Origin of the sequence: Streptomyces sp. SDr-06, assembly GCF_003324565.1 — a bacterium.
In the GTDB taxonomy this organism is placed as follows: domain Bacteria; phylum Actinomycetota; class Actinomycetes; order Streptomycetales; family Streptomycetaceae; genus Streptomyces.
Map to the genome: position 1 here is coordinate 18,699 of NZ_QOLA01000036.1, position 24,819 is coordinate 43,517.

Annotated in this window: 24 protein-coding genes; 11 read left to right on the top strand and 13 right to left on the bottom strand. The window is 71.5% G+C overall.

Annotated elements, in window-relative coordinates:
* Positions 1-221: 221 nt before the first annotated feature.
* Positions 222-1,064, bottom strand: coding sequence for a hypothetical protein (locus DT019_RS36885; RefSeq protein ID WP_114041368.1), 843 nt, complete (start codon positions 1,062-1,064; stop codon positions 222-224).
* Between the two features lie 206 nt (positions 1,065-1,270).
* Between DT019_RS36885 and DT019_RS36890 the strand changes: the two genes are divergently transcribed.
* From DT019_RS36890 to DT019_RS36920, 7 genes are all read left to right on the top strand, one after another.
* Entirely contained in the window at positions 1,271-1,897 is a 627-nt protein-coding gene (locus DT019_RS36890; protein WP_189390282.1) for a phosphatase PAP2 family protein, read from the top strand.
* Positions 1,898-1,949: 52 nt separating this feature from the next.
* Positions 1,950-2,891, top strand: a complete 942-nt coding sequence (locus DT019_RS36895) for an A/G-specific adenine glycosylase (protein ID WP_114041370.1) — start codon at positions 1,950-1,952, stop codon at positions 2,889-2,891.
* Positions 2,892-3,119: 228 nt separating this feature from the next.
* Complete coding sequence (locus DT019_RS36900; RefSeq protein ID WP_114041371.1) at positions 3,120-3,677, top strand: SigE family RNA polymerase sigma factor; 558 nt, start codon at positions 3,120-3,122, stop codon at positions 3,675-3,677.
* Complete coding sequence (locus tag DT019_RS36905; RefSeq protein ID WP_114041372.1) at positions 3,665-4,327, top strand: hypothetical protein; 663 nt, start codon at positions 3,665-3,667, stop codon at positions 4,325-4,327. Before DT019_RS36900 ends, DT019_RS36905 begins: the two co-directional genes overlap by 13 nt.
* A gap of 120 nt (positions 4,328-4,447) precedes the next feature.
* On the top strand, positions 4,448-5,152 hold the full coding sequence (gene cseB, locus DT019_RS36910; protein ID WP_114041373.1) for a two-component system response regulator CseB: 705 nt from the start codon (positions 4,448-4,450) through the stop codon (positions 5,150-5,152).
* A gap of 4 nt (positions 5,153-5,156) precedes the next feature.
* Complete coding sequence (gene cseC / locus DT019_RS36915) at positions 5,157-6,488, top strand: two-component system sensor histidine kinase CseC (protein ID WP_114041374.1); 1,332 nt, start codon at positions 5,157-5,159, stop codon at positions 6,486-6,488.
* Between the two features lie 57 nt (positions 6,489-6,545).
* Positions 6,546-7,751 carry a low temperature requirement protein A gene (locus DT019_RS36920; RefSeq protein ID WP_114041375.1) on the top strand — a complete coding sequence of 402 codons (1,206 nt, stop codon included), beginning with the start codon at positions 6,546-6,548 and terminating at the stop codon, positions 7,749-7,751.
* 825 nt (positions 7,752-8,576) lie between these two features.
* Here the strand turns inward: DT019_RS36920 and DT019_RS36925 are convergent.
* Positions 8,577-10,175, bottom strand: coding sequence for an MDR family MFS transporter (locus DT019_RS36925; protein ID WP_114041376.1), 1,599 nt, complete (start codon positions 10,173-10,175; stop codon positions 8,577-8,579).
* A 171-nt stretch (positions 10,176-10,346) separates the two neighbouring features.
* Between DT019_RS36925 and DT019_RS36930 the strand changes: the two genes are divergently transcribed.
* Entirely contained in the window at positions 10,347-10,913 is a 567-nt protein-coding gene (locus DT019_RS36930; RefSeq protein ID WP_114041377.1) for a TetR/AcrR family transcriptional regulator, read from the top strand.
* Positions 10,914-10,932: 19 nt separating this feature from the next.
* Here the strand turns inward: DT019_RS36930 and DT019_RS36935 are convergent, their stop codons facing one another.
* The gene (locus DT019_RS36935; RefSeq protein WP_114041378.1) at positions 10,933-11,598 is read right to left on the bottom strand and encodes a M23 family metallopeptidase; all 666 of its coding nucleotides are present in this window, start codon (positions 11,596-11,598) and stop codon (positions 10,933-10,935) included.
* A 323-nt stretch (positions 11,599-11,921) separates the two neighbouring features.
* Positions 11,922-12,425 carry an FBP domain-containing protein gene (locus tag DT019_RS36940; protein WP_114041379.1) on the bottom strand — a complete coding sequence of 168 codons (504 nt, stop codon included), beginning with the start codon at positions 12,423-12,425 and terminating at the stop codon, positions 11,922-11,924.
* Between the two features lie 176 nt (positions 12,426-12,601).
* Here DT019_RS36940 and DT019_RS36945 point away from each other — a divergent pair, with 176 nt between their 5' ends.
* Both DT019_RS36945 and DT019_RS36950 read left to right on the top strand, forming a co-directional pair.
* Positions 12,602-12,943, top strand: a complete 342-nt coding sequence (locus DT019_RS36945) for a trypco2 family protein (RefSeq protein WP_114041380.1) — start codon at positions 12,602-12,604, stop codon at positions 12,941-12,943.
* The gene (locus DT019_RS36950) at positions 12,940-16,173 is read left to right on the top strand and encodes an NACHT domain-containing protein (RefSeq protein ID WP_114041381.1); all 3,234 of its coding nucleotides are present in this window, start codon (positions 12,940-12,942) and stop codon (positions 16,171-16,173) included. Before DT019_RS36945 ends, DT019_RS36950 begins: the two co-directional genes overlap by 4 nt.
* A gap of 119 nt (positions 16,174-16,292) precedes the next feature.
* Here the strand turns inward: DT019_RS36950 and DT019_RS36955 are convergent, their stop codons facing one another.
* The gene (locus tag DT019_RS36955) at positions 16,293-18,821 is read right to left on the bottom strand and encodes an ATP-dependent Clp protease ATP-binding subunit (RefSeq protein WP_114041382.1); all 2,529 of its coding nucleotides are present in this window, start codon (positions 18,819-18,821) and stop codon (positions 16,293-16,295) included.
* Positions 18,822-19,251: 430 nt separating this feature from the next.
* Between DT019_RS36955 and DT019_RS36965 the strand changes: the two genes are divergently transcribed.
* The gene (locus DT019_RS36965) at positions 19,252-19,884 is read left to right on the top strand and encodes an SCO3374 family protein (protein ID WP_114041383.1); all 633 of its coding nucleotides are present in this window, start codon (positions 19,252-19,254) and stop codon (positions 19,882-19,884) included.
* On the opposite strand, the gene DT019_RS36970 is transcribed toward DT019_RS36965, so the two are convergent.
* The 8 genes from DT019_RS36970 to DT019_RS37000 all read right to left on the bottom strand — a co-directional run.
* On the bottom strand, positions 19,863-20,204 hold the full coding sequence (locus DT019_RS36970; protein ID WP_053729112.1) for a histone-like nucleoid-structuring protein Lsr2: 342 nt from the start codon (positions 20,202-20,204) through the stop codon (positions 19,863-19,865). The genes DT019_RS36965 and DT019_RS36970 overlap by 22 nt on opposite strands.
* A gap of 153 nt (positions 20,205-20,357) precedes the next feature.
* Entirely contained in the window at positions 20,358-20,888 is a 531-nt protein-coding gene (locus tag DT019_RS36975; protein ID WP_114041384.1) for an amino-acid N-acetyltransferase, read from the bottom strand.
* Positions 20,889-20,897: 9 nt separating this feature from the next.
* Positions 20,898-21,341: a BlaI/MecI/CopY family transcriptional regulator gene (locus tag DT019_RS36980; protein ID WP_114041385.1), complete on the bottom strand. Its 444-nt coding sequence runs from the start codon at positions 21,339-21,341 to the stop codon at positions 20,898-20,900.
* A gap of 125 nt (positions 21,342-21,466) precedes the next feature.
* On the bottom strand, positions 21,467-21,640 hold the full coding sequence (locus DT019_RS40010) for a hypothetical protein (RefSeq protein WP_189390283.1): 174 nt from the start codon (positions 21,638-21,640) through the stop codon (positions 21,467-21,469).
* A gap of 14 nt (positions 21,641-21,654) precedes the next feature.
* Positions 21,655-22,257 carry a hypothetical protein gene (locus DT019_RS36985; protein WP_114041386.1) on the bottom strand — a complete coding sequence of 201 codons (603 nt, stop codon included), beginning with the start codon at positions 22,255-22,257 and terminating at the stop codon, positions 21,655-21,657.
* 123 nt (positions 22,258-22,380) lie between these two features.
* Positions 22,381-23,187 (bottom strand): type III pantothenate kinase, encoded by an 807-nt coding sequence (locus DT019_RS36990; RefSeq protein ID WP_114041387.1) that lies wholly within the window; start codon positions 23,185-23,187, stop codon positions 22,381-22,383.
* Positions 23,187-24,212: a carboxylating nicotinate-nucleotide diphosphorylase gene (gene nadC / locus DT019_RS36995; protein ID WP_114041388.1), complete on the bottom strand. Its 1,026-nt coding sequence runs from the start codon at positions 24,210-24,212 to the stop codon at positions 23,187-23,189. Before nadC ends, DT019_RS36990 begins: the two co-directional genes overlap by 1 nt.
* Positions 24,213-24,214: 2 nt before the next feature.
* Positions 24,215-24,819 (bottom strand): FAD-binding protein (locus DT019_RS37000; protein ID WP_114041389.1); only part of this gene is annotated, 605 nt, incomplete at its 5' end.

Here is a 24,819-nt window from a genome sequence, read left to right on the forward strand (position 1 = left end):
CTCCGCCCCCAGCCCCCCCCATTCGCGCCCGAACGGCGCTCGTCCTCAATCTCCCCCAAGGCCTTAAGGGCCAGGGGGGACCCCCATGACGGGCTGAGGTTGCCGATGCGGGCCAGCACGATGCCGCCAAGGGGCGCGGGGAACTGCGCGAGAAGCGGGCACGGTCCGCGGCGAACCGGATCCCCGGCGGGTTCAGGGAAGGGCCGGAGCCCCGGGGCGGGCTAGTCCTGGGCCAGGGCGAAGGACGCCCGGGCCACGGGGAGCCCGGGGAAGTGGGCCTCCACGAGGTACGTACCGGGCCCCACACCCCCCGCCCCCGGAGTCGCACACCCCGGCGCGGACTTCCCCCGGTCCCACTCCACGGTGTGCGTGATCGTCGACCCCCCCGGCACCTGGAAGAACACGCTCGCGTCACCCACCGGACAGTCGTCCGTGGACCACACCCGGTCGTTCCCGGTGGAGGTCACCGTCACAACCGCCCCCTTGGGCCCGAGGTCCGCCTTGCACGTGGACGCCGCGTTGTTCTTGAGGACGACTTCGATACGGGGCTTCTCCCCCACGGCGTACGTCGTCTTGGTGCTGCGCAGGGTCAGGGTCAGCGAGCCCGGCGCACAGGTCGGCAGGCTGGACCCGGCCGGGACCCGGCTGCCCGCACTGCCGCCGCCACCCGAACTCCCGCCGTCCGAGCCGGAGTTGGCGCCCCCGGAGCCGCCCGAGCCCGTACTCGTACCGCCGGAGCCCGAGTTGGCGCCACCAGCGCCGCCAGAGCCGCCCGAACCACCGGAGCCGCCCGAGCCTCCGGACCCGCCCGACCCACCGGTCTCGTCGCGGCCGCCCGGCGCGGTGCTGACGGCCGGGCCCGAGCCGGAGGGGCCCGGGGTGATCGACTGGGTGGGCGTGGGGCCCTTGTTGTTGCTGCCGCTCTTGTTCCCGCTGCCACCCCCGGAGGTGACGATCCATAGGACGAGGAGCGCGAGCAGCGCGATCAAGGACAGCGCGACTGCCCTCCGTCGCCAGTAGATGGAGGAGGGAAGCGGCCCGACCGGATTGCGCAGAGATCCCACGCACCGAACCTTACGAGAGATCGGGGCCAACTCCCGCCCCACCCGCCGCCACTGTCCCCAAGTTTTCCGGATCATCATCCCGGAGCCGCACCCTCCGGGGCGGCGCGCCCCCCTCCCCCGGGGTCGCCACCCACCCATCGCTCACACGCGTCCCCCACCGGTCGCTCGTGGTCGCCCCCCGCGGATGATCCATACTGTCCGTCACCATGGATAGTGAGCTCTACCGCAACATCACCGACTTCGCCCACGACATGCCGTCCTGGGTGCAGAGCTTCGTCGAGGTCTGGACGGAGCTCGGCCTGCTCCTGTTCGGCGTGCTGTTCGTCTGCGCCTGGTGGCGGGCCCGCCGCCGGGACACCACGTCGTTCGCCCTCGCCCTGCTCGCACCCCTCGCGACGGCCGTCGCCTACCTGTGCAGCGAGGTGATCAAGTCGCTGGTCGACGAGGAGCGGCCCTGCCGGGCGGTGGCGGGCGCGGCGACCTCGCTGATCGCCTGCCCGGCCAACGGAGACTGGTCGTTCCCGTCGAACCACGCCACCATCGCGGGCGCGGCGGCCGTCGCGCTGGCGCTCGCCTGGTCGCGGATCTGGCTGCTCACCGTGCCGATGGCGCTGGCGATGGCCTTCTCGCGGGTCTTCGTCGGGGTGCACTACCCGCACGACGTGGCGGTCGGCCTGGTGCTCGGCACCGTGGCCGCGCTCCTGGTCGTCAAGGCGGGCACCCGCCCGGTGCGGGCGCTGTCGGAGTCGATGCGGGCGAGCGACATCTCGGCCGTCGCCTGGTTCGCCGGGCCCGGCGCACGCCTGCACGCCAGGCAGCACGCACGCCGCTGAGCGCCTCTGCGCGCCCCCCTCGGAGGCCGAACATGCCAGGATCGGCTCTGCGATGAACACTCTGCCGACGATGCCCACCGTGCCCATGGACGAGATGAACGCGACCACCCAGCCCGCCCAGAATGCCGTTCTCCACGAATCCGTCATCGGATGGTTCGGCGAGAACGCCCGCGATCTGCCCTGGCGCCGCCCCGAGGCGGGCGCCTGGGGCGTGATGGTCAGCGAGTTCATGCTCCAGCAGACCCCGGTCAGCCGGGTGCTCCCGGTCTACGAGCAGTGGCTGGCGCGCTGGCCGCGCCCGGCCGACCTGGCCGCCGAGGCCCCCGGCGAGGCGGTGCGCGCCTGGGGCCGGCTCGGCTACCCGCGCCGGGCGCTGCGGCTGCACGGCGCCGCGCTCGCCATAACGGAACGGCACGGCGGCGACGTGCCCGCCGATCACGGCCAGCTGCTCGCGCTGCCCGGCATCGGCGAGTACACGGCGGCCGCGGTCGCCTCGTTCGCGTACGGGCAGCGCCACGCGGTCCTGGACACCAACGTCCGCCGGGTCTTCGCGCGGGCCGTCACCGGTGTGCAGTACCCGCCGACCGCCACCACCGCCGCCGAGCGGCGCCTGGCCCGGGCGCTGCTGCCCGAGGACGAGGCCACCGCGGCCCGCTGGGCGGCCGCCTCCATGGAGCTCGGGGCGCTGGTCTGCACGGCGAAGAACGAGACGTGTCTGAGCTGCCCGATCGCCGCGCAGTGCGCGTGGCGGCTGGCCGGAAAGCCCGCGCACCAGGGCCCGCCGCGGCGGGGCCAGACGTACGCGGGCACCGACCGCCAGGTGCGCGGCAGGCTCCTCGCGGTGCTGCGGGAGGCCACCGGCGCCGTACCGCGGTCGGCGCTGGACGCGGTGTGGCGCGAGCCGGTGCAGCGGGCCAGGGCGCTCGACGGCCTGGTCGCGGACGGTCTCGTGGAGCCGCTCGACGACGGCTTCTACCGGCTGCCGCAGTCCTGACCCGCGCCCCCTCGCGGGGTGCCCGGCTGTGTCCGTAACGTCCGAAAGAGCGGCGTTACCCCTGGAAAACGGCGGTAAACCTCGGCTGTTACACAACCGATGGCTCTCCGTGCGTCGGCCGACGGCTCCTCCGCACAGGCCCGTGACAAGTCCTCCGTAGGTTCATTCCGGTAAGCGACCAGCAGGACGAGCGGGACCAGCTCACGGGGACGACGGAGGCGGTTGGGTATGGCGCAGGGCGAGGTGCTTGAGTTCGAGGAGTACGTACGCACCCGGCAGGACGCGCTTCTTCGGAGTGCCCGGCGACTCGTTCCGGACCCGGTCGACGCGCAGGACCTGCTGCAGACCGCGCTGGCCCGCACCTACGGCCGCTGGGACGGCATCGCCGACAAGACCCTCGCCGACGCCTATCTGCGCCGGGTCATGATCAACACCCGGACCGAGTGGTGGCGGGCGCGCAAGCTCGAAGAGGTTCCCACCGAGCAGCTGCCCGACGCCCGCGTCGAGGACGGCACCGAGCAGCGCGCCGACCGCGCCCTGCTGATGGACGTCCTGAAGGTGCTCGCCCCCAAGCAGCGCAGCGTCGTCGTGCTGCGACACTGGGAGCAGATGAGCACCGAGGAGACGGCCGCGGCCCTCGGCATGTCCGCCGGCACGGTCAAGAGCACGCTGCACCGCGCGCTGGCCCGGCTCCGCCAGGAGCTCGAGAGCCGCGAGCTGGACTTCCGGGCCCTGGAGCACGGCAACGTACGCGAGGTAAAGGGGCGGGAGCGGTGCGCGGCCTGAGCAGGCACAGCAGGGGCGCGTTGACGGCGGGGACCACGGCACTGGCCGGGCTCTCCGCCCTCGGGCTGCTCATGGCGGGCTGCTCCACCGGTGGCACCGGCACCCGCGACGAGGGCGAGGCCCCGCGCTCCGACAAGGTCGCCCACGCCAGCCCGTCGCCCAGCGCCTCCTCCCCGGCTCCCTTCGCGAAGGTCGACGCGGTGAAGCTGCTCAAGGACGACCCGAAGGTCAGTACCCGGGTCAAGTCCCAGCTCAAGCCCTGCTCCAAGAACGAGTACCCCATCGACGTGACGTACGGGCACCTGACCGGCGCGACCGGCCAGGACGTGATCGTGAACGTCATGAACTGCGCGGACGCCGTCGGCCTCGGCGCGTACGTGTACCGGTCCTCCGGCACCTCGTACGACAACGTCTTCACCGCCGAGGAGACACCCGTGTACGCCGAGATCGACCGGGGCGACCTGGTGGTGACCCGGCAGATGTACGCGGCGGGCGACAAGCCGGCCTTCGCGTCCAGCGAGGTCGTGACGACCTACCGGTGGTCGGGTGGCGCGGGCGGTAAGTTCGCCCAGCAGGACCAGGTGGAGAACGACTACAGCAAAACGGTCGGCGGCAACGAGACCGCCGCCCCCGCGCCCGCCACCCCCTGATCCGGCGGCCCGGGTCGGCAACCGGCGGCGCGGGCATGCCGCAGACTGGTACTGCGCCCGGACCCACCGCACCACCCCGGGCGCCGGAAGAGACCGCCGGAGAACTGAGAGAGCAGCGCGATGGCCGAAACCCATGTTCTGTTCGTCGAGGACGACGACGTCATCCGTGAAGCCACCCAGCTCGCCCTGGAGCGGGACGGCTTCACCGTGACCGCCATGCCCGACGGGCTCTCCGGCCTGGAGGCGTTCCGCGCCGACCGGCCGGACATCGCCCTGCTCGACGTGATGCTGCCGGGGCTCGACGGGGTCAGCCTGTGCCGCCGGATCCGCGACGAGTCGACGGTGCCGGTCATCATGCTGTCCGCGCGCGCCGACTCCATCGACGTCGTCCTCGGCCTGGAGGCGGGCGCGGACGACTACGTCACCAAGCCCTTCGACGGCGCCGTCCTGGTCGCCCGGATCCGCGCCGTGCTGCGCCGCTTCGGGCACGCGGGCGGGCCCGGCGCCGCCCCCGAGACGCCCGAGGAGGCGCCCGAGCGGGGGGTCCTCGCCTTCGGCGACATCGAGATCGACACCGAGGGCATGGAGGTCCGCAAGGGCGGCGAGCCCGTCGCGCTGACCCCGACCGAGATGCGGCTGCTGCTGGAGTTCTCCTCGGCGCCCGGCACCGTGCTCTCCCGCGACAAGCTCCTCGAGCGGGTCTGGGACTACGGCTGGGGCGGTGACACCCGGGTCGTGGACGTCCACGTCCAGCGCCTGCGTACCAAGATCGGGCAGGACCGGATCGAGACCGTCCGTGGCTTCGGCTACAAGTTGAAGGCGTGAGGGAGTGAGGCGTCCCGCCCTGCGGACCGGCGTCCGGTGGAAGATCAGTATCGCCATCACGGCGGTGGGCGCGCTCACCGTGATGGCGCTGAGCCTCGTCGTGCACAACGCGGCCCGCGTCTCGATGCTCGACAACGCCCGCGAAGTGCAGATGGAGCGGCTCAACTTCGCGCAGAACTACTACGAGACCAGCAACAAGCGGGTCCGCTTCGGCACCAAGCTCAATGACCCCGCGCTGCCGCCCACCCTGAAGGAGAAGGCCCTCCAGGGCCGCAAGGTCTCCTCGGTGCAGGAGCGCGGCAGCGGCCCGCCCGACATCTGGGCCGCCGTGCCCGTAGGGAACGGCGACGTCCTGTCGCTGCACTCCACCTTCACCGACCGCAGCTCCAACGTGATGGCCGACCTCGACCGCGCCCTGGTCATCGGCTCGGTCGCGGTGGTCTTCGGCGGCTGCGCGCTCGGCATCCTCATCGGCGGCCAGATCTCGCGCAGGCTCCGCAAGGCGGCCGACGCGGCGGGCAAGGTCGCCGAGGGCAACACGGAGGTACGGGTGCGGGACGCCATCGGCGGTGTCGTACGCGACGAGACCGACGAGCTCGCCCGTGCCGTGGACGCGCTGACCGACGCGCTCCAGGAGCGCATCGAGGCCGAGCGCCGGGTCACCGCGGACATCGCGCACGAGCTGCGCACCCCGGTCACCGGGCTGCTCACGGCCGCCGAACTGCTGCCGCCGGGCCGCCCCACCGAGCTGGTGCGCAACCGGGCGCAGGCCATGCGGACGCTGGTCGAGGACGTCCTGGAGGTCGCCCGGCTCGACAGCGCGTCCGAGCGGGCCGAGCTGCAGGACATCGCGCTCGGCGAGTTCGTGAGCCGGCGGGTCGCCGCGTTCGACCCCGAGGTGAAGGTGCGGGTCGTCCACGAGTCGTGGGTCTCCACCGACCCGCGCCGTCTGGAACGCATCCTAGGCAATCTGCTCGGCAACGCCGCCAAGCACGGCGGGGGGCCGGTGGAGGTCACCGTCGAGGGCCGGGTCGTACGGGTCCGCGACCACGGGTCCGGGTTCCCCGAGGCGCTCCTGCGGGAGGGGCCGAGCCGGTTCCGCACCGGGTCGAGCGACCGGGCGGGCAACGGGCACGGGCTGGGTCTGACGATCGCCGCGGGCCAGGCCAAGGTGCTCGGCGCCCGGCTCACCTTCCGCAACGCCGCTCCCGAGGGGGCGCCCAACGCGGCGGGCACGGGCGGCGCGATCGCCGTGCTCTGGCTCCCCGAACACGCGCCGACCAACACGGGCAGCTTCCCGGTCCAGCCGCCGACGAAGGACGCCCGCCAGGTGTAGCGGGCCCGGTGGGCGAACAGGGGGCGTCAACGGCCAGCAGTGGCAACACTGTTGACCATGCATGAGGGCCCTTACACATCGCCGTCCGATCCCGAACCCGTACGAGACCTGCCGCGGGCCGACGCCCCGCCCGCGGAGGCCGAGCGGCGGGCCACCTGGTTCGAGCTGTTCTGCGACCTCGTGTTCGTCGCCGCCGTCGGCCAGATCACCCGCCGCATCAGCGCCCACCCCACGCTCGGCTCGGTGGCGGCGGCGGCCGCGCTGTTCGTGCCGCTGTGGTGGACGTGGGTGCTGTACGCGGTCCGGGCCAACCGGGCGGACCGCGACGTCACTTCGCACCGGCTGCTCACCATGGCCGGTCTGGTGGCGGTGTGCGGGCTCGCCGTCTTCGTGGGCAGCGTGGGCACCTCCGACGGCGCGGACACCGGCTTCGCCCTGTCGTACCTCGGGGCGCGGCTCGGCGTCGCGGCCCTGTACGCCCTGGAGGCCCGCCGGGACCGCCGCCTGGTCCCCCTGCTCCGGTCCTTCACCATCGGCTCGACCGTCTCGGCCCTCTTCTGGTCGGGCGCGCTGCTCGCCCCGGCGGGGCCCGTACGGTACGGGATCTGGGCGGGCGGGATGGCGGTCGACCTCGCCATCCCGCTGCTCTCCGGCCGCCGGATCGCGCGGGCCCCGCACCACACCGAGCATCTGCGGGAACGCTTCGGGCTGTTCACGATCATCGTGCTCGGGGAGTCGGTGCTGGGGTTCACCAACGGGCTGGTCCAGGCGCGGACCGCCGGGTCCGCGATGGTGACGGGCGCGGCGGCGTTCGCGCTGTGCGCCTGCCTGTGGTGGTCCTACTTCAGCGCCAGCGGGACCCGGCCCGGCGCGCACGCCGAACTCGCCAGTGACCCGCGCCTGTTGCACACGTACGTCCTCGGCCACCTGCCGGTGCAGCTCGGGCTCGCCGTGACGGGAGGCGCGGTGGGCACGGCGGTCCTCGGCTCGGGCCGCCATCTGACCACCGCGCTGGCCCTGTGCATCCTGGGCGGGGTGGCGCTGTTCCTGCTGTCCACGGCGGCGGTACGAGCGGCTTTCACCGGTGTACGCGACCCGGTGGTACGCCTCCGCCTGGCCACGGCGCTGCTCATCGCCGCCCTGGTCCCTGCGGCGGGCCGCGCCCCGGTCCCAGCGATGCTGGCGGCCCCGGCGCTGCTGCTGGCCCTGTCAGTAACAGCGGAAGCCCCCAGCCACCGCCGCCGCGTCCAGTCCACGCCCTAACCCTGGCGGGTACCGCCCCCTGGCCCCGGGGCGCCGCGTACAGGCCACGTCATGACCCTGGCGGCTTGGTGCCGGCCCCTGGGGCTCCGCCCCAGACCCCGGGCGCCCTGCCCACCCGCCCACCCGTAACCCAGAATGGAGGAACCCTTCGGGGCTCCGCCCCAAACCCCCCGGGGCCTGCGGCCCCTGGACCCCGCCGACAGCGTGCACCCCGGCCTCCGCGAGGCGAGAGCCCGTGCGGCTGAACCCGATCGGCCGACACTCCCGCCACGGGCGGCAGCCAGCATGGGGCGAAGCCCGAAAGGACTGCGGGGGGACGAAGTCCCAGCTGGGGCCTGGGGCGCAGCCCCCAGGAGCCGAACCATTCAACCCCCGTCGCAGGCGGGCAAGCGCCCCACAGGGGAGCCGGACCACAGCCCCACAAGCCAAAGCCCCTCACAGGCAGCTAGGCCAACGCATCGGGGCCCGCAACCCACCGACTGGGGTACAGGGGACCAACTCCCCGCAGGGGTCTGGGGCGCAGCCCCTAGGAGCCGAACCCTTCAACGCCCTGTACGGGTGGGCGGGTGGGCAAACCCGCGGGGGTCTGGGGCGCAGCCCCCAGGGGCCGAACCCTTCACCCCCCTGTACGGGGGGCGGGTGGGCAAACCCGCGGGGGTCTGGGGCGCAGCCCCCAGGAGCCGAACCCTCCAACCCCCGCACGGGTGAGCGGGTGGGCAAACCCCCCGGGGGGCCGGGGGGGCGCAGCCCCCAAGGGGTCCGGGGGCGCACATGCCCCCCCCCGGGTCACCCCCACCACCCCCGGGAGGGGACCCCGGGTCCGGCCTACGCGACCCGCTCGGACACCGGCTCCGCCGCCGCGGGCTCGTCCGGGGTGGGGGCGGGGGCCGAGCCCCGCAGGGGGACTTCCTTGACGAACAGGGCCGCCACGAACATGGCCACCGCGATGATCGAACCGACCAGGAACGTCCCGTGCGTACCGGAGGACACGGCGTACTGGTACGCCTCACGTACCGGGGCCGGAAGCTTCGCCAGGCTCGCCTGGTCCAGCTGCGCGTTGGCCAGCTTGCCCGCACCCGAGGAGGCCGCCGCGCCGAGCCGGCGCGTCATCTCGTCGCCGACCCGGTTCGTGAAGATCGCGCCCATGATCGAGACGCCGAAGGACGAGCCGAGCGTACGGAAGAGGGTCGTGGAGGACGAGGCGACGCCCATGTCCTTCATCTCGACGCTGTTCTGCGCGACCAGCATCGTGATCTGCATCAGGAAGCCCATGCCCGCACCGAGCACCGCCATGTAGACGCCGGACATGAGCCGGGTCGTGGTGGTGTCCATCGTGGAGAGCAGGAACAGGCCCACCACGACGAGCGCGCCGCCCAGGATCGGGAAGATCTTGTACTTTCCGCTGTTGGTGGTGACCCGGCCCGCGATCAGCGAGACGACCATCATCGAGAGCAGCATCGGCAGCAGCAGCAGGCCGGAGTTGGTGGCGGAGGCACCCTGCACGGACTGCTGGTACAGCGGCAGGAAGAGCATCGCGCCGAACATCACGAAGCCGGTGAGGAAGCCGATCCCGGACATGAGCGAGAAGTTGCGGTTGCGGAAGATGTGCAGCGGCACGATCGGCTCGGCGGCCTTCGTCTCGACGAAGAGGAAGCCGACGATCGAGGCGACGCCGAGGGCGATGAGCTCCATGATGATCGCGGAGCCCCAGGCGTACTGCGAGCCGCCCCACGTGGTGACCAGGACGATCGAGGTGATGCCGACGGTCAGCAGGATCGTGCCGAGGTAGTCGATCCGGCCGCGGGCCCGCTTCTTGGGCAGGTGCAGCACGGCGGTGACCATCGCGAGCGCGACCGCGCCGAGCGGGAGGTTGATGTAGAACGTCCAGCGCCAGCCGAGGTGGTCGGTGATGGCGCCGCCGACCAGCGGGCCGCCGATCATCGCGAGCGCCATGACGCCGGCCATCATGCCCTGGTACTTGCCGCGGTCCCGGGGCGGGATCAGGTCGCCGATGATCGCCATGACGCCGACCATCAGGCCGCCCGCGCCGAGGCCCTGGATCGCGCGGAACCCGATGAGCTGGCTCATGTCCTGCGCCATGCCGCTGAGCGCGGAGCCGAGCAGGAAGATCGCGATGGAGGTGAGGAAGGCGCCCTTGCGCCCGTACATGTCGCCGAGCTTGCCCCAGATCGGCGTGGAGGCCGCGGTGGCCAAGGTGTAGGCGGTGACCACCCACGACAGGTGCTCAAGGCCGCCGAGCTCGCCCACGATCGTCGGCATCGCCGTGTTCACGATCATGTTGTCCAGCATCGCCAGCAGCATCGCGATCATGAGCGCGAGCAGCACGACCCGCACACTGCGGGGCTGAGGGCCGTCGCTCACCCCCGCCTCCACGGCCGCCTCGTCCGGTATCCCCGTCGCCATCGTCCCCAACTCCCTGAGCCTGCTGTCCACCGGGCGAGGTACTTACTTGTCGCCCGGCTAGTTACCACTACACTGGGGAAGGTAGACCCCAACTTGCCGGGCGTCAAGTAAGTTGATGGCAAACGGCACGGCCGCCGGGGGACGGCGGCCGTACGTATTCGGGAGAGCGGCATGGCCAGAGGAAACACCCGCCAGCGGATCCAGGACGTGGCCCTGGAGCTCTTCGGTGAGCAGGGGTACGAGAAGACCTCGCTGCGGGAGATCGCCGAGCGGCTGGAGGTGACGAAGGCCGCGCTCTACTACCACTTCAAGACCAAGGAAGACATCCTCATCAGCCTCTTCCAGGACCTCACCAGGCCCATGGACGAGGTGATCGAGTGGGGCCGGACCCAGCCGAAGACGCTCGACGTCAAGCTGGAGATCCTGCGCCGCTACAGCGAGGCCCTCGTCGGCGCCGAGCCGCTCTTCCGGTTCATGCAGGAGAACCAGGCGACCATGCGCGAGCTGAGCATCGGCGAGATGTTCAAGGAGCGGATGCACGCGATGGTCGACCTGCTGAAGGACCCGGACTCCGCGATGGCCGACCGCATCCGCTGCTTCACGGCGCTGTTCTCGATGCACGCCGGGATGTTCGTCCTCAAGGACATGGAGGGCGACCCCGAGGAGAAGCGCACCAGCATCCTCGAAGTCGCGGGCGACCTGGTCGTCCAGGCCCACCACAACACGCGCGGCCGGTAGACCGTCACGCGCGCCGCGCTCAGACGGTGACGCCCACCGTCCGCAGGAACGCGACCGGGTCGACGGCCGAGCCGTAGTGCGGCGTCGTACGGATCTCGAAGTGCAGGTGCGGGCCGCTGGAGTTGCCGGTGTTGCCGGACAGCGCGATCCGGTCGCCGGTGCCCACGCTCTGGCCGACGCGTACGCCGATCTGCGAGAGGTGGGCGTACTGCGAGTACGTGTTGTCCGCGTGCCGGATCACGATCGCGTTGCCGTACGCCGGGCCGTCACCGGCGCCGACCGGACCCGCCTTCACGACGGTTCCGCCGTGCACGGCCGCCACGGGCGTGCCGCTGGGCACCGCGAAGTCCTGCCCGGAGTGCTTGCTCGACCACATCGAACCGCCCAGGCCGAAGCTCGCGCTCAGCGTGTAGTGCTCGACCGGGTCCACCCAGGAGGCGGCCTTGGCGGCCGCGGCCTTGCGCACCGCGGCGGCGGCCTTGGTCTGCGCCTTGGCCTGGTCGGCGACAGCGGTCGTCGTGGTGGCCGCGGTGGCGAGCGGCACGGAGCCCACCTCGTCGGCGGCCGCGGCACCCGCACCCAGCAGCGTCCCGCTGCCCAGGGCGGCGGCGAGCGCGGCGACGGACACGGCGCGCAGCCGGAACGCGGACGGGCGGGAGGGCGTGGACGGGGTGCGCTGGGGCATGCGGGGACTCTCTCCGTACGGCGACAGGGGCGGCCGCCGAGCGAGTCCGGCGGCATGCGAGGACCCGGCGCGCACAAGGGCGCACCGGGTCGGCCTCACCTTGGTAACCCGAGCCCCCATCTCCGCCCAAAACGCCCATCTACTATCGAAAGCCGTAAGGATCAACCCGGGAATAGCGCAGATCCCCCGTCAACGGCCCCTAAGCCGCCTAGTAGGGGCGTGACCCCCTGTGCGCCTTGTCACCGCGACCGGGCCCAAGGCCCTTCCCTTTCGGGGCCAAGGGCCCGCAACCATCGCGGAGTGGACGCGTCGCGGCGCCCGGGTCATTCCGGCAGGCCGACCTTGGCCAGGAATCCGGCCAGGTTCCCCCGGGCCCGCTCCACCTGCTCCGCCGGCGTGAGCGACTCCTCGAACCGTCCACCGATCCCCTCGGGCACCTTTTTGCCGCGCAGGTAGAGCGAGCACGCGAGGTCCGTGCACAGATAGATGCCCACCGAGTTGCCCTCGCGGCCCGCCCTGCCGGCGAGGCGCGCCGTCATGAGGGAGACCCCGCTGCCCGCGTGCGTCGTCAGGCACACCGAGCACATGCTGCGCTGGAGCGGGCCCCGCTGCCGGGAGGCGAAGCGCAGCGCGACGGCCGTGAGGCGCCCGCCGTGCTCGGTGACGAGGTTGGCCCGGTCCGGCGCGGACGGCTCGCGCCAGCCCAGGAAGTCCAGGTCGTCCCAGGGAAGCGAGTCCAGCTCGCGCGGCACGGCCAGGCGCGCGGCCTCGCCCTTGGAGCAATTGATGAACGATGCGCGGATCTCCCGCTCGGTCACTGCCTTCATGGTCCAGGACGCTAATGCTAGGGGCATTAGGCAGCAACCTAATATTCCCAGGCAGCCCGACCCGCTCGTCGATCCGTACCGGCGGCTTCGCCGTCCGCCGCTCCCGACGCCTTCCCGACCCTGTCCCAACTGCCTTACGCAGAGCAAGAATTGGGGCCTAGGCGAGGGGGCCCACCATGACCGACGACACGCACGCATTCGACGGGATCGAACTGGCCGACGCCATCGAGTCCGTACGCGATCAGCTCACCGCGGCCGCCACCCGGGCCACCGGACAGCCGCTGGTCTTCGAACTCGGTGACATCCAGATGGAGTTCACGCTCGAACTCCGCAAGGAGGTCAAGGGCGGCCTCAAGGTCCGGGCGTGGGTGGTGGACGCGGGCGCCGACGCCGGGCGCGCCACGGGGCGCACGCACAAGGTGTCCTTCACCCTGAAGCCGCACGCCGCGGTCGACGGCGCCGCCTGGAGAGTCGGCAACGACCGGCCCGGCGGGCAGTTCGGGACCGGACGACGATGAGCACCTCGCTGCCCACGACCGCCGACCGGGTCGTGGCCGTGCTCTCCGACGGGCGCCAGGGCAGCGGGGTCATCGTGTCCCCCTGGCTGGTGCTGACCTGTGCGCACAACCTGGTGGGCGCCCCGCCGGTCCGGCTCGCCCACCCTTCCATCGGCGAGGTGACCGGCCAAGTCCTCTGGCAGGACGGCGAGTTGGACGCAGCGCTGATCTACAGCGACGAGGAGCTGCTGCCCGGACTGCTGCGGCTCGGCACGGTCGACACCGCGCAGTCGCTGCCCGGCTGCGAGATCATCGGCTTCCCCGACATCCAGCGCTACGGCGCCGACCACCACCTCGACTACGACCAGTTCATCGGCACCGTCCTGCCGGTCGCGGGCAGCCTGCGCGACGACCTGGTCTGCGAACTGCACCGTCCCCCGGCCACCGAACGCGCCGACGGCAGCTCGCCGCTCGCGGGCCTCTCCGGCGCGCCGCTCTTCGCCGCGGCGACCCTGCTCGGCCTGGTCAAGGAGATCCCGCGCGGGCGCGGCCACCGCAGGGTGGTGTGTGTGCCGCTGCGCTCGGTCTTCGCCTCGGAGGGATTCCGTGCCGCGTTCGCCACCCTGGCCGCCGTGACCAGCCTCGAACTCGTCACCGGCGTACCCCCGGAGGACCAGCGCTACGAGCACGACTACGCCGAGGCGATCGGCGCGTCCTACCGCAAGACGAAGATCTTCGGCCTGGACGAGCTGAACAAGCGGGACTCCGAATGGGACCTGGACACCGCCTATCTGAGCCTGGAGGCGAGACCCAAGGCCACCGAGCCCCCGCAGGCCGCCCGCGCCCTGATGGACAGCGCTCCGCAGCGCATCGACGCCCTGCTCGCCTCCCGGCCCCGGGTCCTGATTAGGGGTGAGGCGGGCGCCGGCAAGACCACCCTGGTGTGGTGGCTCGCGGCGCACGCGGCCGCCGGCCGCCTCGGCCCGGGCCTCGCGGACCTCAACGCGCTCGTCCCGTTCGTGGTGCCGCTGCGCAGCCTGCGCGCCCAGGGCGCCACCTTCCCGCTGCCCGCCCAACTTCCCACCGCGGCACGGCTCGTGGTGGACGCGGCGCCGGACGGCTGGGCCGGGCGCGTCCTGAAGACCGGGCAGGCGCTCCTCCTGGTGGACGGCCTCGACGAGGTGCCGCAGGAGGACCGCGAGGAGGCCAACCGCTGGCTCGCCGCCCTCCTGGACCGCTATCCGCGCACCCGCTGCGTGGTGACGGTGCGGCCGATGGCGGTCGAGCCGGACTGGCTGAAGTACGCGGGCTTCGAGGAGCTCAGGCTGCTCCCGATGAACGACGAGGACATCACCGCGTTCATCGCCGCCTGGCACCGCGCGGCCCGGCTCGACAGCGGCCCGCACGAGGACCTGGACGAGCTGGAGCGCGACCTGTCCGAGCAGTTCAAGCAGAACAGCGCCCTGCGCGACCTCGCCCGCACCCCCCTGCTCTGCGCCGTCATCTGCGCCCTGCACCGGCTGCGCCAGGGCTTCCTGCCGGACACCCGCTGGAAGCTGTACGAGGCGGCGTTACGGATGCTGCTCGGCAACCGGGACCAGCAGCGCAAGGTCGAGGCGCCCGAGGGCATCGAGATCAGCGCAGAGGAGTGCACCGAACTGCTCCAGCGGATCGCGGTGTGGCTGGTGCGCGAGGGCCAGTCGGAGTTCTCCCGCGACCAGGCGCTGCGCCAGCTCAAGCGGGCCCTGTCGGGCATGGAGAACGTACGCGGCCAGGGCACCCCGGAGGACGTCCTGCGCCATCTGCTCAACCGCAGCGGACTGCTCCAGGAACGCGCCGACGACGTCTTCCAGTTCACCCACCGCACCTTCCAGGACTTCCTCGCCGCCAAGGAGTTCGTGGAGGACGGCCACCTCGGCGAGCTGCTGCGGCACGCTTCGGAGGAGCAGCAGTGGCAGGACGTCATCCTGCTCGCCGCCGGGCACTGCGGCCGCCGCGACCGGCCCGTCCTGGTCAACGGCCTCCTCGACGCGGGTTCCCGGCAGTCCGGCCACCAGGACAAGGCGAAGATCCACGTCCTCGCGGCGCGCTGCGCCCAGCACGCCGCGTACCTCGACGAGACGACCGCCCGCCGGGTCCGCGAGCACATCAAGGCGCTGCTCCCGCCCCGCGACCTGGAGACGATCACGCTCCTCGCCCGCCTCGGCCCGTCCGTCCTGAACCATCTGCCGTCTCCGCGCGAGACGCCACCCGAGGCGCTCGCCAACGTCGTGGGGCTCATCAACCGGGTGGGCAACGCGGAGTCCGTCGACCACGCCCGCGCCTGGTCCGCCGCCCACCCGGACGCGGTCGACCTGTTCACCGCCGAGTGGTCGCGCTACCCGGCCGAGCGGTACGCCCGTGAAGTGCTCGCCCACCTCGATCTGCGCGAGACCGAGCTGCACGTGGAGACCCGCTGGCAGCTCGCCCAGCTCCCGCACGTCCCCGACGCCCGCCGGCTGTGGATCACCGTGCCGCCCGACCTGACCGCCGACGAGCTGCACAGCGCGCTGCGCGGGCGGACGGTGGCGGCGCTGCGCCTCAACGGCACCGAGCGCCTCACCGACCTCGCCTTCCTGCGGGACAGCGCGGAGCACCTCGAAGAGCTGGAGGTGCTGCGCGGCCCGGCCCTGCGCGACCTCGGCCAGCTCGCCCGGCTGCCCCGGCTGACCTCGCTCGGACTGCTCGGCCTGTCCGCGCAGGAGGTCGACCTCGGCCCGCTCGGCGAGATCCCGGCCCTGCGCACCCTGCTGTTCGGCAGCAGCACCGACCTCCACCTGGCCCAGCTGCCCGTCCTGAAGGGCGTCACCACCCTGCATCTGGACGCCGACCAGGTCGTCGGCTTCGACGCCCTGAGCCGCTGGCCCGCCCTCACCTACCTGGAGCTCGCCCCCTCCTCATCGGCCACCACCCGCCGGCTCCTCGCGTACGTGCGCGGGAGGCCCCGGATCAGCCGGCTCGGCGTGGCGCTCAGCTCGGTGGCCGCGCTCGCCGGGGTGGCGCCGCTGCCCACCGTCCGCCACCTCGACCTGTGGCTCGCCAACTCCGACGGCGACCTCGGGGCGGTCCTCGCGGTGTTCCCCGCGCTGACGACGGTGGACCTAGCCGTGGGCACCGTCCAGGCGGGTTCGTGGAACCCGGCCGCCCTGCTGCGCCGCCCCGGCCTCACGGTCACCGTCAACGGCGGCCCGCCACCGCCCGAACTCCCCTGAGAAGGCCAGGAGTTGCTGCGGTCCACCGGTGGTTTCCCTGCCCCAAAAAAGGGGCTGCCCCGGCCCGTACGGTGTGTACGAGCCGGGGCAGCCCCTTCGGGCAAGGCCTCCGAAGAGGACTACGCCTCCTTGCTCAGGTTCGGACCCGCGCCGCCGGCGGCCGCGTCCTCGATCGGCGGGACGTCGGGCAGGGCCGACTTCTCCTCGCCGCGGAAGGTGAACTTCTTGTCCTCACCCTCACCCTCGGTGCCGATGACCACGATGTGACCGGGGCGCAGCTCACCGAAGAGGATCTTCTCGGAGAGGATGTCCTCGATCTCCCGCTGGATCGTCCGGCGCAGCGGCCGGGCGCCCATGATCGGGTCGTAGCCCTTCTTGGCGAGCAGCGACTTGGCCTCGGCATTGAGCTCGATGCCCATGTCGCGGTCCTTGAGGCGCTCGTCCACCTTGGCGATCATGAGGTCGACGATCTCGATGATGTCTTCCTCGGTGAGCTGGTGGAAGACCACCGTGTCGTCGACACGGTTGAGGAACTCGGGGCGGAAGTGCTGCTTCAGCTCCTCGTTGACCTTGGCCTTCATGCGCTCGTAGCCGGTCTTGACGTCACCCTGGGCGGCGAAGCCCAGGTTGAAGCCCTTGGAGATGTCCCGGGTCCCGAGGTTGGTCGTCATGATGATGACCGTGTTCTTGAAGTCCACGACCCGGCCCTGGGAGTCGGTCAGACGACCGTCTTCCAGAATCTGGAGCAGGGAATTGAAGATATCGGGGTGGGCCTTCTCGACCTCGTCGAAGAGGACGACGGAGAACGGCTTGCGGCGCACCTTCTCGGTGAGCTGGCCGCCCTCTTCGTAACCCACGTAACCGGGGGGCGAACCGAAGAGGCGGGAAACCGTGTGCTTCTCGCTGAACTCCGACATGTCGAGGGAGATCAGCGCGTCCTCGTCACCGAAGAGGAATTCCGCCAGCGTCTTCGACAGCTCGGTCTTACCCACACCGGACGGGCCGGCGAAGATGAACGAACCACCGGGGCGCTTCGGGTCCTTCAGACCGGCACGCGTACGACGGATGGCCTGCGAGAGCGCCTTGATGGCGTCCTTCTGGCCGATGACGCGCTTGTGGAGCTCGTCCTCCATGCGGAGCAGCCGCGAGGACTCCTCCTCGGTGAGCTTGAAGACCGGGATGCCCGTGGCCGTGGCGAGGACCTCGGCGATCAGCTCGCCGTCGACCTCGGCGACGACGTCCATGTCGCCGGCCTTCCACTCCTTCTCGCGCTTGGCCTTCGCGGCGAGCAGCTGCTTCTCCTTGTCGCGGAGAGAGGCCGCCTTCTCGAAGTCCTGGGAGTCGATGGCCGACTCCTTGTCGCGGCGCACGCCCGCGATCTTCTCGTCGAACTCGCGGAGGTCCGGCGGCGCGGTCATCCGGCGGATGCGCATCCGGGAACCGGCCTCGTCGATCAGGTCGATCGCCTTGTCCGGCAGGAAGCGGTCCGAGATGTACCGGTCGGCCAGCGTCGCGGCCTGGACGAGGGCCTCGTCCGTGATCGAGACGCGGTGGTGGGCCTCGTAGCGGTCGCGCAGACCCTTGAGGATCTCGATGGTGTGCGGCAGCGACGGCTCGGCGACCTGGATGGGCTGGAAGCGGCGCTCGAGAGCGGCGTCCTTCTCCAGGTGCTTGCGGTACTCGTCGAGCGTGGTGGCACCGATGGTCTGGAGCTCACCACGGGCCAGCATCGGCTTGAGGATGCTCGCCGCGTCGATCGCGCCCTCGGCGGCACCCGCACCCACCAGGGTGTGGAGCTCGTCGATGAACAGGATGATGTCGCCGCGGGTGCGGATCTCCTTGAGGACCTTCTTCAGGCGCTCCTCGAAGTCACCGCGGTAGCGGGAACCGGCGACCAGGGCGCCGAGGTCCAGCGTGTACAGGTGCTTGTCCTTGAGCGTCTCGGGCACCTCGCCCTTGACGATCGCCTGGGCGAGGCCCTCGACGACGGCGGTCTTGCCGACGCCGGGCTCGCCGATGAGGACCGGGTTGTTCTTGGTACGGCGCGACAGGACCTGCATGACGCGCTCGATCTCCTTCTCGCGCCCGATGACCGGGTCGAGCTTGGACTCACGAGCGGCCTGCGTCAGGTTGCGGCCGAACTGGTCGAGCACCAGGGACGTGGAGGGGGTGCCCTCCGCAGGGCCGCCGGCGGTGGCGGCTTCCTTGCCCTGGTAGCCGGAGAGCAGCTGGATGACCTGCTGCCGCACCCGGTTGAGATCGGCGCCCAGCTTCACGAGGACCTGGGCGGCGACGCCCTCGCCCTCGCGGATCAGGCCGAGCAGGATGTGCTCGGTGCCGATGTAGTTGTGGCCGAGCTGGAGGGCCTCGCGGAGCGAAAGCTCCAGGACCTTCTTGGCACGGGGCGTGAAGGGGATGTGTCCGGACGGGGCCTGCTGGCCCTGGCCGATGATCTCCTCCACCTGCTGGCGGACCGCCTCGAGCGAAATCCCGAGGCTCTCCAGGGCCTTAGCGGCGACACCCTCACCCTCGTGGATCAGGCCCAGGAGGATGTGCTCGGTGCCGATGTAGTTGTGGTTGAGCATCCGGGCTTCTTCCTGAGCCAGGACGACAACCCGCCGCGCGCGGTCGGTGAACCTCTCGAACATCGTTAATCGCTCCTCAGAGCGGTCGGGCAGTTAGGGGGCGGTCCCCTCCCTGTCCTTCCGCATGCTAGTCCCGCAGGGCGGGACAGCTCATTCCAACTGCCGACACCCGTTCATTGCCTCCCGGCCCGAACAGCCGACAACTGCTCCAACCCGATGGTGCGAGACGATGTTCCCGCAGGCCAGACAGATACCCCTGTCTCCACTACGCCGATGGCGAACGTGAGACCGCCTGACGAGCGTGTCGCCCCTCCCCACTAGGAATGTCTTACCCGTCGGGACTGACACTCCATGCGGAAGACCCCGGTTCCGTAAGCTACGGGCGAACACCCTTGCCCCCGCTCACACCCCTGCGCGCCCCGCCTCCCGCGACGGAGCGCAGTCGTCCGGAAACCCTGCGTAACTCCGGGCCGTTTCTCCAGTTGCTCCGGACATGGCCTTCACCGTGCCGGCACCCCGCGTCCCCCTGGATGACTCGCTCGCGCAGTGGTACGAGCGCGAGCTCGGCTGGGCCGTTTCGGCGGGCCCCCCGGTCCAGTTGCTCACCGGGCTGCGCTTCGACGTCCTGGAGCTCCCGGCGGCCGCCGGGTTCGCCCTTCTGAAGCGGTACGAGCACACCGGCCCGGTCGCCCTCGCGGGGCGCCGGATGCGGCTGCTCGTCGCGGCCGGAAGCGCGGACGAGTTGCCCGGGCTGCTCGACTGGCTGGAGTGGGGCGGCGTCGGCCTCGATCTGACGGCCGTCGGCGCCGGAGGCCGGATCACCGCTCCCGTCCCGCCGGGGTGGGCCGGCTCGCGGGGGGCCGCCGTGTGGCTGCGACCCCCCGAGCCCGGGTGCGAGGTGGAAGCGCGGCTGCCCTCGTTCACCGGTCTCACCCAGTGCGGTGGTGCCGGCGGAAAGGGGCCTTCCGGGGGGCCCGAGGGCCTGCCGGGCGGTCGCGCCGCGGGCCTCAGCCTCGTGAGGCTGGTGGCCGCGGCGGCGACGGAATGCCACCGGGCCCGGTTGTTTCACGCGAAATCCCCAGGTGGTGCGGGGAACGCGGGAACTCAGCCGTTCTGCTTCTCGTAGGCCTCACGGATTTCGGCCGGGACGCGTCCGCGGTCGTTCACGTTGTAACCCTGCTCCTTGGCCCACTTGCGGATCTCGGCCGTGTTCTGGTTGCCGGTGCCGAGCAGGGCGCCGCGGGCCTTGCCCCGACCGCCCGCCGCGCGGCCACCGGTGCGCCGGCCGCTCTTCACGTACGGCTCCAGGAGACCGCGGAGCTTGTCCGCGTTGGCGGTGGTGAGGTCGATCTCGAAGCTCTTCCCGTCAAGAGCGAACGTCACGGTCTCGTCAGCCTCGCCACCGTCGAGGTCATCGACAAGAAGGACCTGAACCTTCTGTGCCACCGGATTTCCTTTCATCGAAAATGCAGTACGCGGAAAGGAAACCGCTTTTGACTGGAAAACACAAACCCCCTGGAGAGGTTCAGGATCCTTGCTCCGCGGGAAACGTACGCGATTCGGACATAGGGTTCCGACAGCTTCCTGCCGGTTCCCCGATCACAGGTGCAGAAGCATCCGGGTGTTGCCCAAGGTGTTCGGCTTCACTCGTTCGAGACCGAGGAACTCCGCGACGCCCTCGTCATAGGAGCGCAGCAGCTCGCTGTAGACATCTGTGTCGACCGTATCGACCGGAGTCTCGCCGATCTCCGTGAACCCGTGCTTCGCGAAGAAGGCGACTTCGAAGGTGAGGCAGAAAACCCGGCGCACTCCGAGCCAGCGGGCGGTCTGGAGCAGCTTGCCGAGCACCAGATGTCCGATGCCGCTGCCGTGGAACTCGGGGTCCACGGCGAGAGTGCGCACTTCGGCGAGGTCTTCCCACATGACGTGCAGCGCCCCGCAGCCGACCACCCGGGCGTCGGAGTCACGTTCCGCGACCCAGAACTCCTGGATGGACTCGTAAAGGGTGACCGTCGCTTTGTCGAGCAGGATCCCATCACCGACGTACGCGTCGAGAAGGCTTCGCACGGACGGTACATCGCCGGTCCTGGCCCGGCGGACGGTGACCGCATTTGCGGCGGGATAAGACATGCCTGGACGCTATCGCCCCGTCCCGTCCCCGGGCGCATCGGCCTCTGGCGACTCTTCGGATCCCTGTTCGGCTTCCCGCTCCCGTTCGGGTTCCGGCTCCTGCACCATGCGCACGGCATCGCGCAGCGCTTCGCGCTCCTCGGGGGACATCATGCCGAAGAAGGCGACGAGAGCGGCGGCCCGGTTGTCGCTCCGGGACCAGGCTTCGTTCATCAGGGCGGCGGCGTACGCGGCCCGCGTGGAGACCGCCGTATATCGATAGGCCCGGCCGTCGACTTCCCGGCGGACCCAGCCCTTCTGATGGAGATTGTCCATTACGGTCATGACCGTGGTGTATGCGATGGACCGTTCCTGCTGAAGGTCTTCGAGGACTTCCCGGACGGTCACCGGACGGTTCCACTGCCAGACCCGGGTCATGACGGCGTCTTCCAGCTCTCCCAATTGACGGGGCACATCTGCACCATAGTGGGAGATGTCGCGAATGGCTGGTTATTTGCAGTTAGCGCGCAGCAAAAAGGGCGCACGTGGGGAAATGCCCCGTGCGCCCCCGCTGCGAGTGTGCCGTCCGGACCGTGCGGTCAGGAGGCGGGGTGTTTCTGCTGGGCGGCCTCGGCGCGGGCGAGCGCGCTGTCCACGGCCGCGTCCTCCTTGCCCTTGTTGGGACCACCCTGGCTCTTCACGATCGTCACGACGAGCGCGATGAAGAAGATGGCCATCACCACGGGGGGCAGAAGCGCGGAAACGTAGTCCATACCCGACAGAGTAGCTAGCCCGCCCGCCGTTGCTCGGGCGGGGGCACCGGGCGGCGGCGTGGCGGGAAGACCTCGGAGGGCTTCGGTACGGGGCGCTCGGGTGCGGGCCGGACGGGCCCCGGGCGGCCCGGACCGGCCCCCTCGTCCTTCTCGGCGGCCTTGTCCTTGTCCTTGCCCCCGGCCTCACCCGCGCCCCCGCCGATCAGCGTCAGGAGCCGGGTGCGCTGCCCCGGAGCGGTGACCGTGCGGCCCGCCAGGCGGGCTCGCACCGACCGCTCGGCGATCCGGCGGCAGCGCTCCAGGAGGGCCGCGCAGACCGGGTCCGAGCGCAGCGCGCGCAGGGCGGCCAGGTCGTCCGGCCCGGGGTCGTAGCCGGCCGCCAGGGCGTCCTGGAGCAGCTCGGTGTAGCCGGGCAGGGAGCCGGGGAGGGCGTCACGGTAACGGGCGAGGTCGGCGAGGAGGAAGGCGCGCAGCCGGCCCGCCTCGCGGACGGCCTCGTCCACGGAGTCGGCCAGTCGCAGACAGTCCTGGATGTCCTCGTCCTGGGCGGCGGTGGGGTGCAGGGCGATGGCGAGGGCGCGTCGGAGCACACGCAGCTCGTCCGCACCGAACGCCATGCCGCCTCGGGATCCGTATGGCGTGGGCATGCGGTGACGATACGTCCTAAATGGACAAAATCGTGTTAATGAGGGCATGCCGGGCGCGTTGTCGGGGTGGGCCCCCGGCGCCCGGCCGCCTCCTCAGGAGCGCGAGACGTTGCGCTCGTACACGAGACGCAGGCCGATCAGGGTCAGCCACGGCTCGTGCTCGTCGATCTCCTCGGCCTCGCCGAGCACCATCGGGGCGAGGCCGCCGGTGGCGATGACCGTGACGTCGTGCGGGTCGCCGTCGGGGCCGACCAGCTCGCGCTTCATGCGCTTGACGACGCCGTCGACCTGCCCGGCGAACCCGTACACGATGCCCGCCTGCATGGCCTCGACGGTGTTCTTGCCGATCACCGAGCGGGGCCGGGCCACCTCGATCTTGCGGAGCTGGGCGCCCCTGATGCCGAGCGCGTCCACGGAGATCTCGATGCCGGGGGCGATCACGCCGCCCACGTACTCGCCGCGCGCGCTGACCGCGTCGAACGTGGTGCCGGTGCCGAAGTCGACCACGATCGCCGGGCCTCCGTAGAGCTCGACCGCGGCGATCGAGTTGACGATCCGGTCGGCGCCGACCTCCTTCGGGTTGTCGGTCAGGACCGGCACGCCCGTCTTGATGCCGGGCTCCACCAGGATCGCGGGGACGTCGCCGTAGTAGCGGCGGGTCACCTCGCGCAGCTCGTGCAGCACGGACGGGACGGTCGCGCAGATCGCGATGCCCTCGATGCCGTCGCCGAGCTCCGCGCCGAGCATCGGGTGGGTGCCCATCAGGCCGTTGAGCAGCACGGCCAGCTCGTCCGCGGTGCGGCGGGCGTCGGTGGAGATCCGCCAGTGCTCGACGACCTCCTCGCCGTCGAACAGGCCGAGGACGGTGTGGGTGTTGCCGACGTCGATGGTGAGCAGCATCAGGCCGCGCCCTCTCGCCCGGCCTCGCGCAGGTCCAGGCCGATGTCCAGGATCGGCGAGGAGTGGGTGAGGGCGCCCACCGCCAGGTAGTCGACGCCCGTGGCGGCGTACTCGGCGGCGTTGGCCAGGGTCAGTCGGCCCGAGGACTCCAGCATCGCCCGGCCCGCGACCAGGGCGACCGCCTCGGCGGTCTGGGCCGGGGTGAAGTTGTCCAGCAGGATCAGGTCGGCCCCGGCGTCCAGCACCTCGGTGACCTGGGCCAGGGTGTCGACCTCGACCTCGATGGGCAGGTCCGGGAAGCGGTCGCGCACGGCCTTGAAGGCCTCGGCGACGCCGCCCGCGGCGACCACGTGGTTGTCCTTGACCAGCGCCGCGTCCGACAGGGACATGCGGTGGTTGACGCCGCCGCCGCAGCGGACCGCGTACTTCTCCAGGGCGCGCAGGCCCGGGGTGGTCTTGCGGGTGTCGCGGACCTTGGCGCCGGTGCCTTCCAGGGCGTCGGCCCAGGCGCGGGTGGCGGTCGCGATGCCGGACAGGCGGCACAGCAGGTTGAGCGCGCTGCGCTCGCCGGTCAGCAGGTCGCGGGTGCGGGTCGTGACGCTGAGGAGCTTCTGCCCGGCCTCCACGCGGTCGCCGTCCGCGACGTGCCGCTCGACCTCGAACTCCTCGGTGCAGACGATCGACAGGATCGCCTCGGCGACCCGCAGGCCCGCGACCGTACCGGCCTCGCGGGCGGTGAAGTCGCCGGTGGCGACGGCGTCCTGGGGGACGGTGGCCGCCGACGTCACGTCGACGCCGCCGTCCAGGTCCTCCTCGATGGCGAGGTGGGCGATGTCCTCGACCTGGACCGGGTCCAGGCCGGACTCGGCGAGCAGCGCGGCGAGCGCGGGGTCGAGCCCGCACTCGTACACCTCCTCGCCGCCGCAGCCGCAGTCGTCGCCGCAGCCGCCGCCCTGGACGGGCGCACCGATCTGGATCAGGGGGACGTCCACCGGCTGGGGACGGAGTTCCTCGGGCGTGCTCACGGTTACGGCTCCAGGGGGGTGGCGGCGACGGTCGGGGGGAAGGTGGCGCTTGCGGTGGGACGGATGTCCAGCGACCGCTCGGGGGTGACGCGGACGACGAGGTGGCGCTGCCAGGCCGCGTCGTCGCGGTCCGGCCGGTCCTCGCGCCAGTGGCAGCCGCGGGTCTCCTCGCGGGCGGCGGCCGCGGCGACCAGGACGCGGGCGACGAGCAGCAGGTTGGTGGTCTCCCACGCCTCGACGCCCGGCACGGCGGCCTTGTGCTCGTCGGCGCGGATCGCCTCCAGGCGGGCGGCCGCCCCGGCGAGGCTCTCGGCGGAGCGCAGCACCCCGGCGCCGTTGGTCATGATCCGCTGGATCTGGATGCGGGCGCCCGGGTCGAGCAGCGGCACGGGCCCGCCGTCCGGCTCGGCGTCAACGGCCTTGTCCGGTACGGGAGTTGAGGATGCGGGAGTGAGACGCTCAGCCGCACCGGAGCCGCCGCCCGCGATGTCAGCGGCGATGTTCTCCGCGAAGACCAGGCCTTCGAGGAGGGAGTTGGAGGCGAGGCGGTTGGCGCCGTGGACGCCGGTGCAGGCGGCCTCGCCGCAGGCGTAGAGGCCGGGCACGG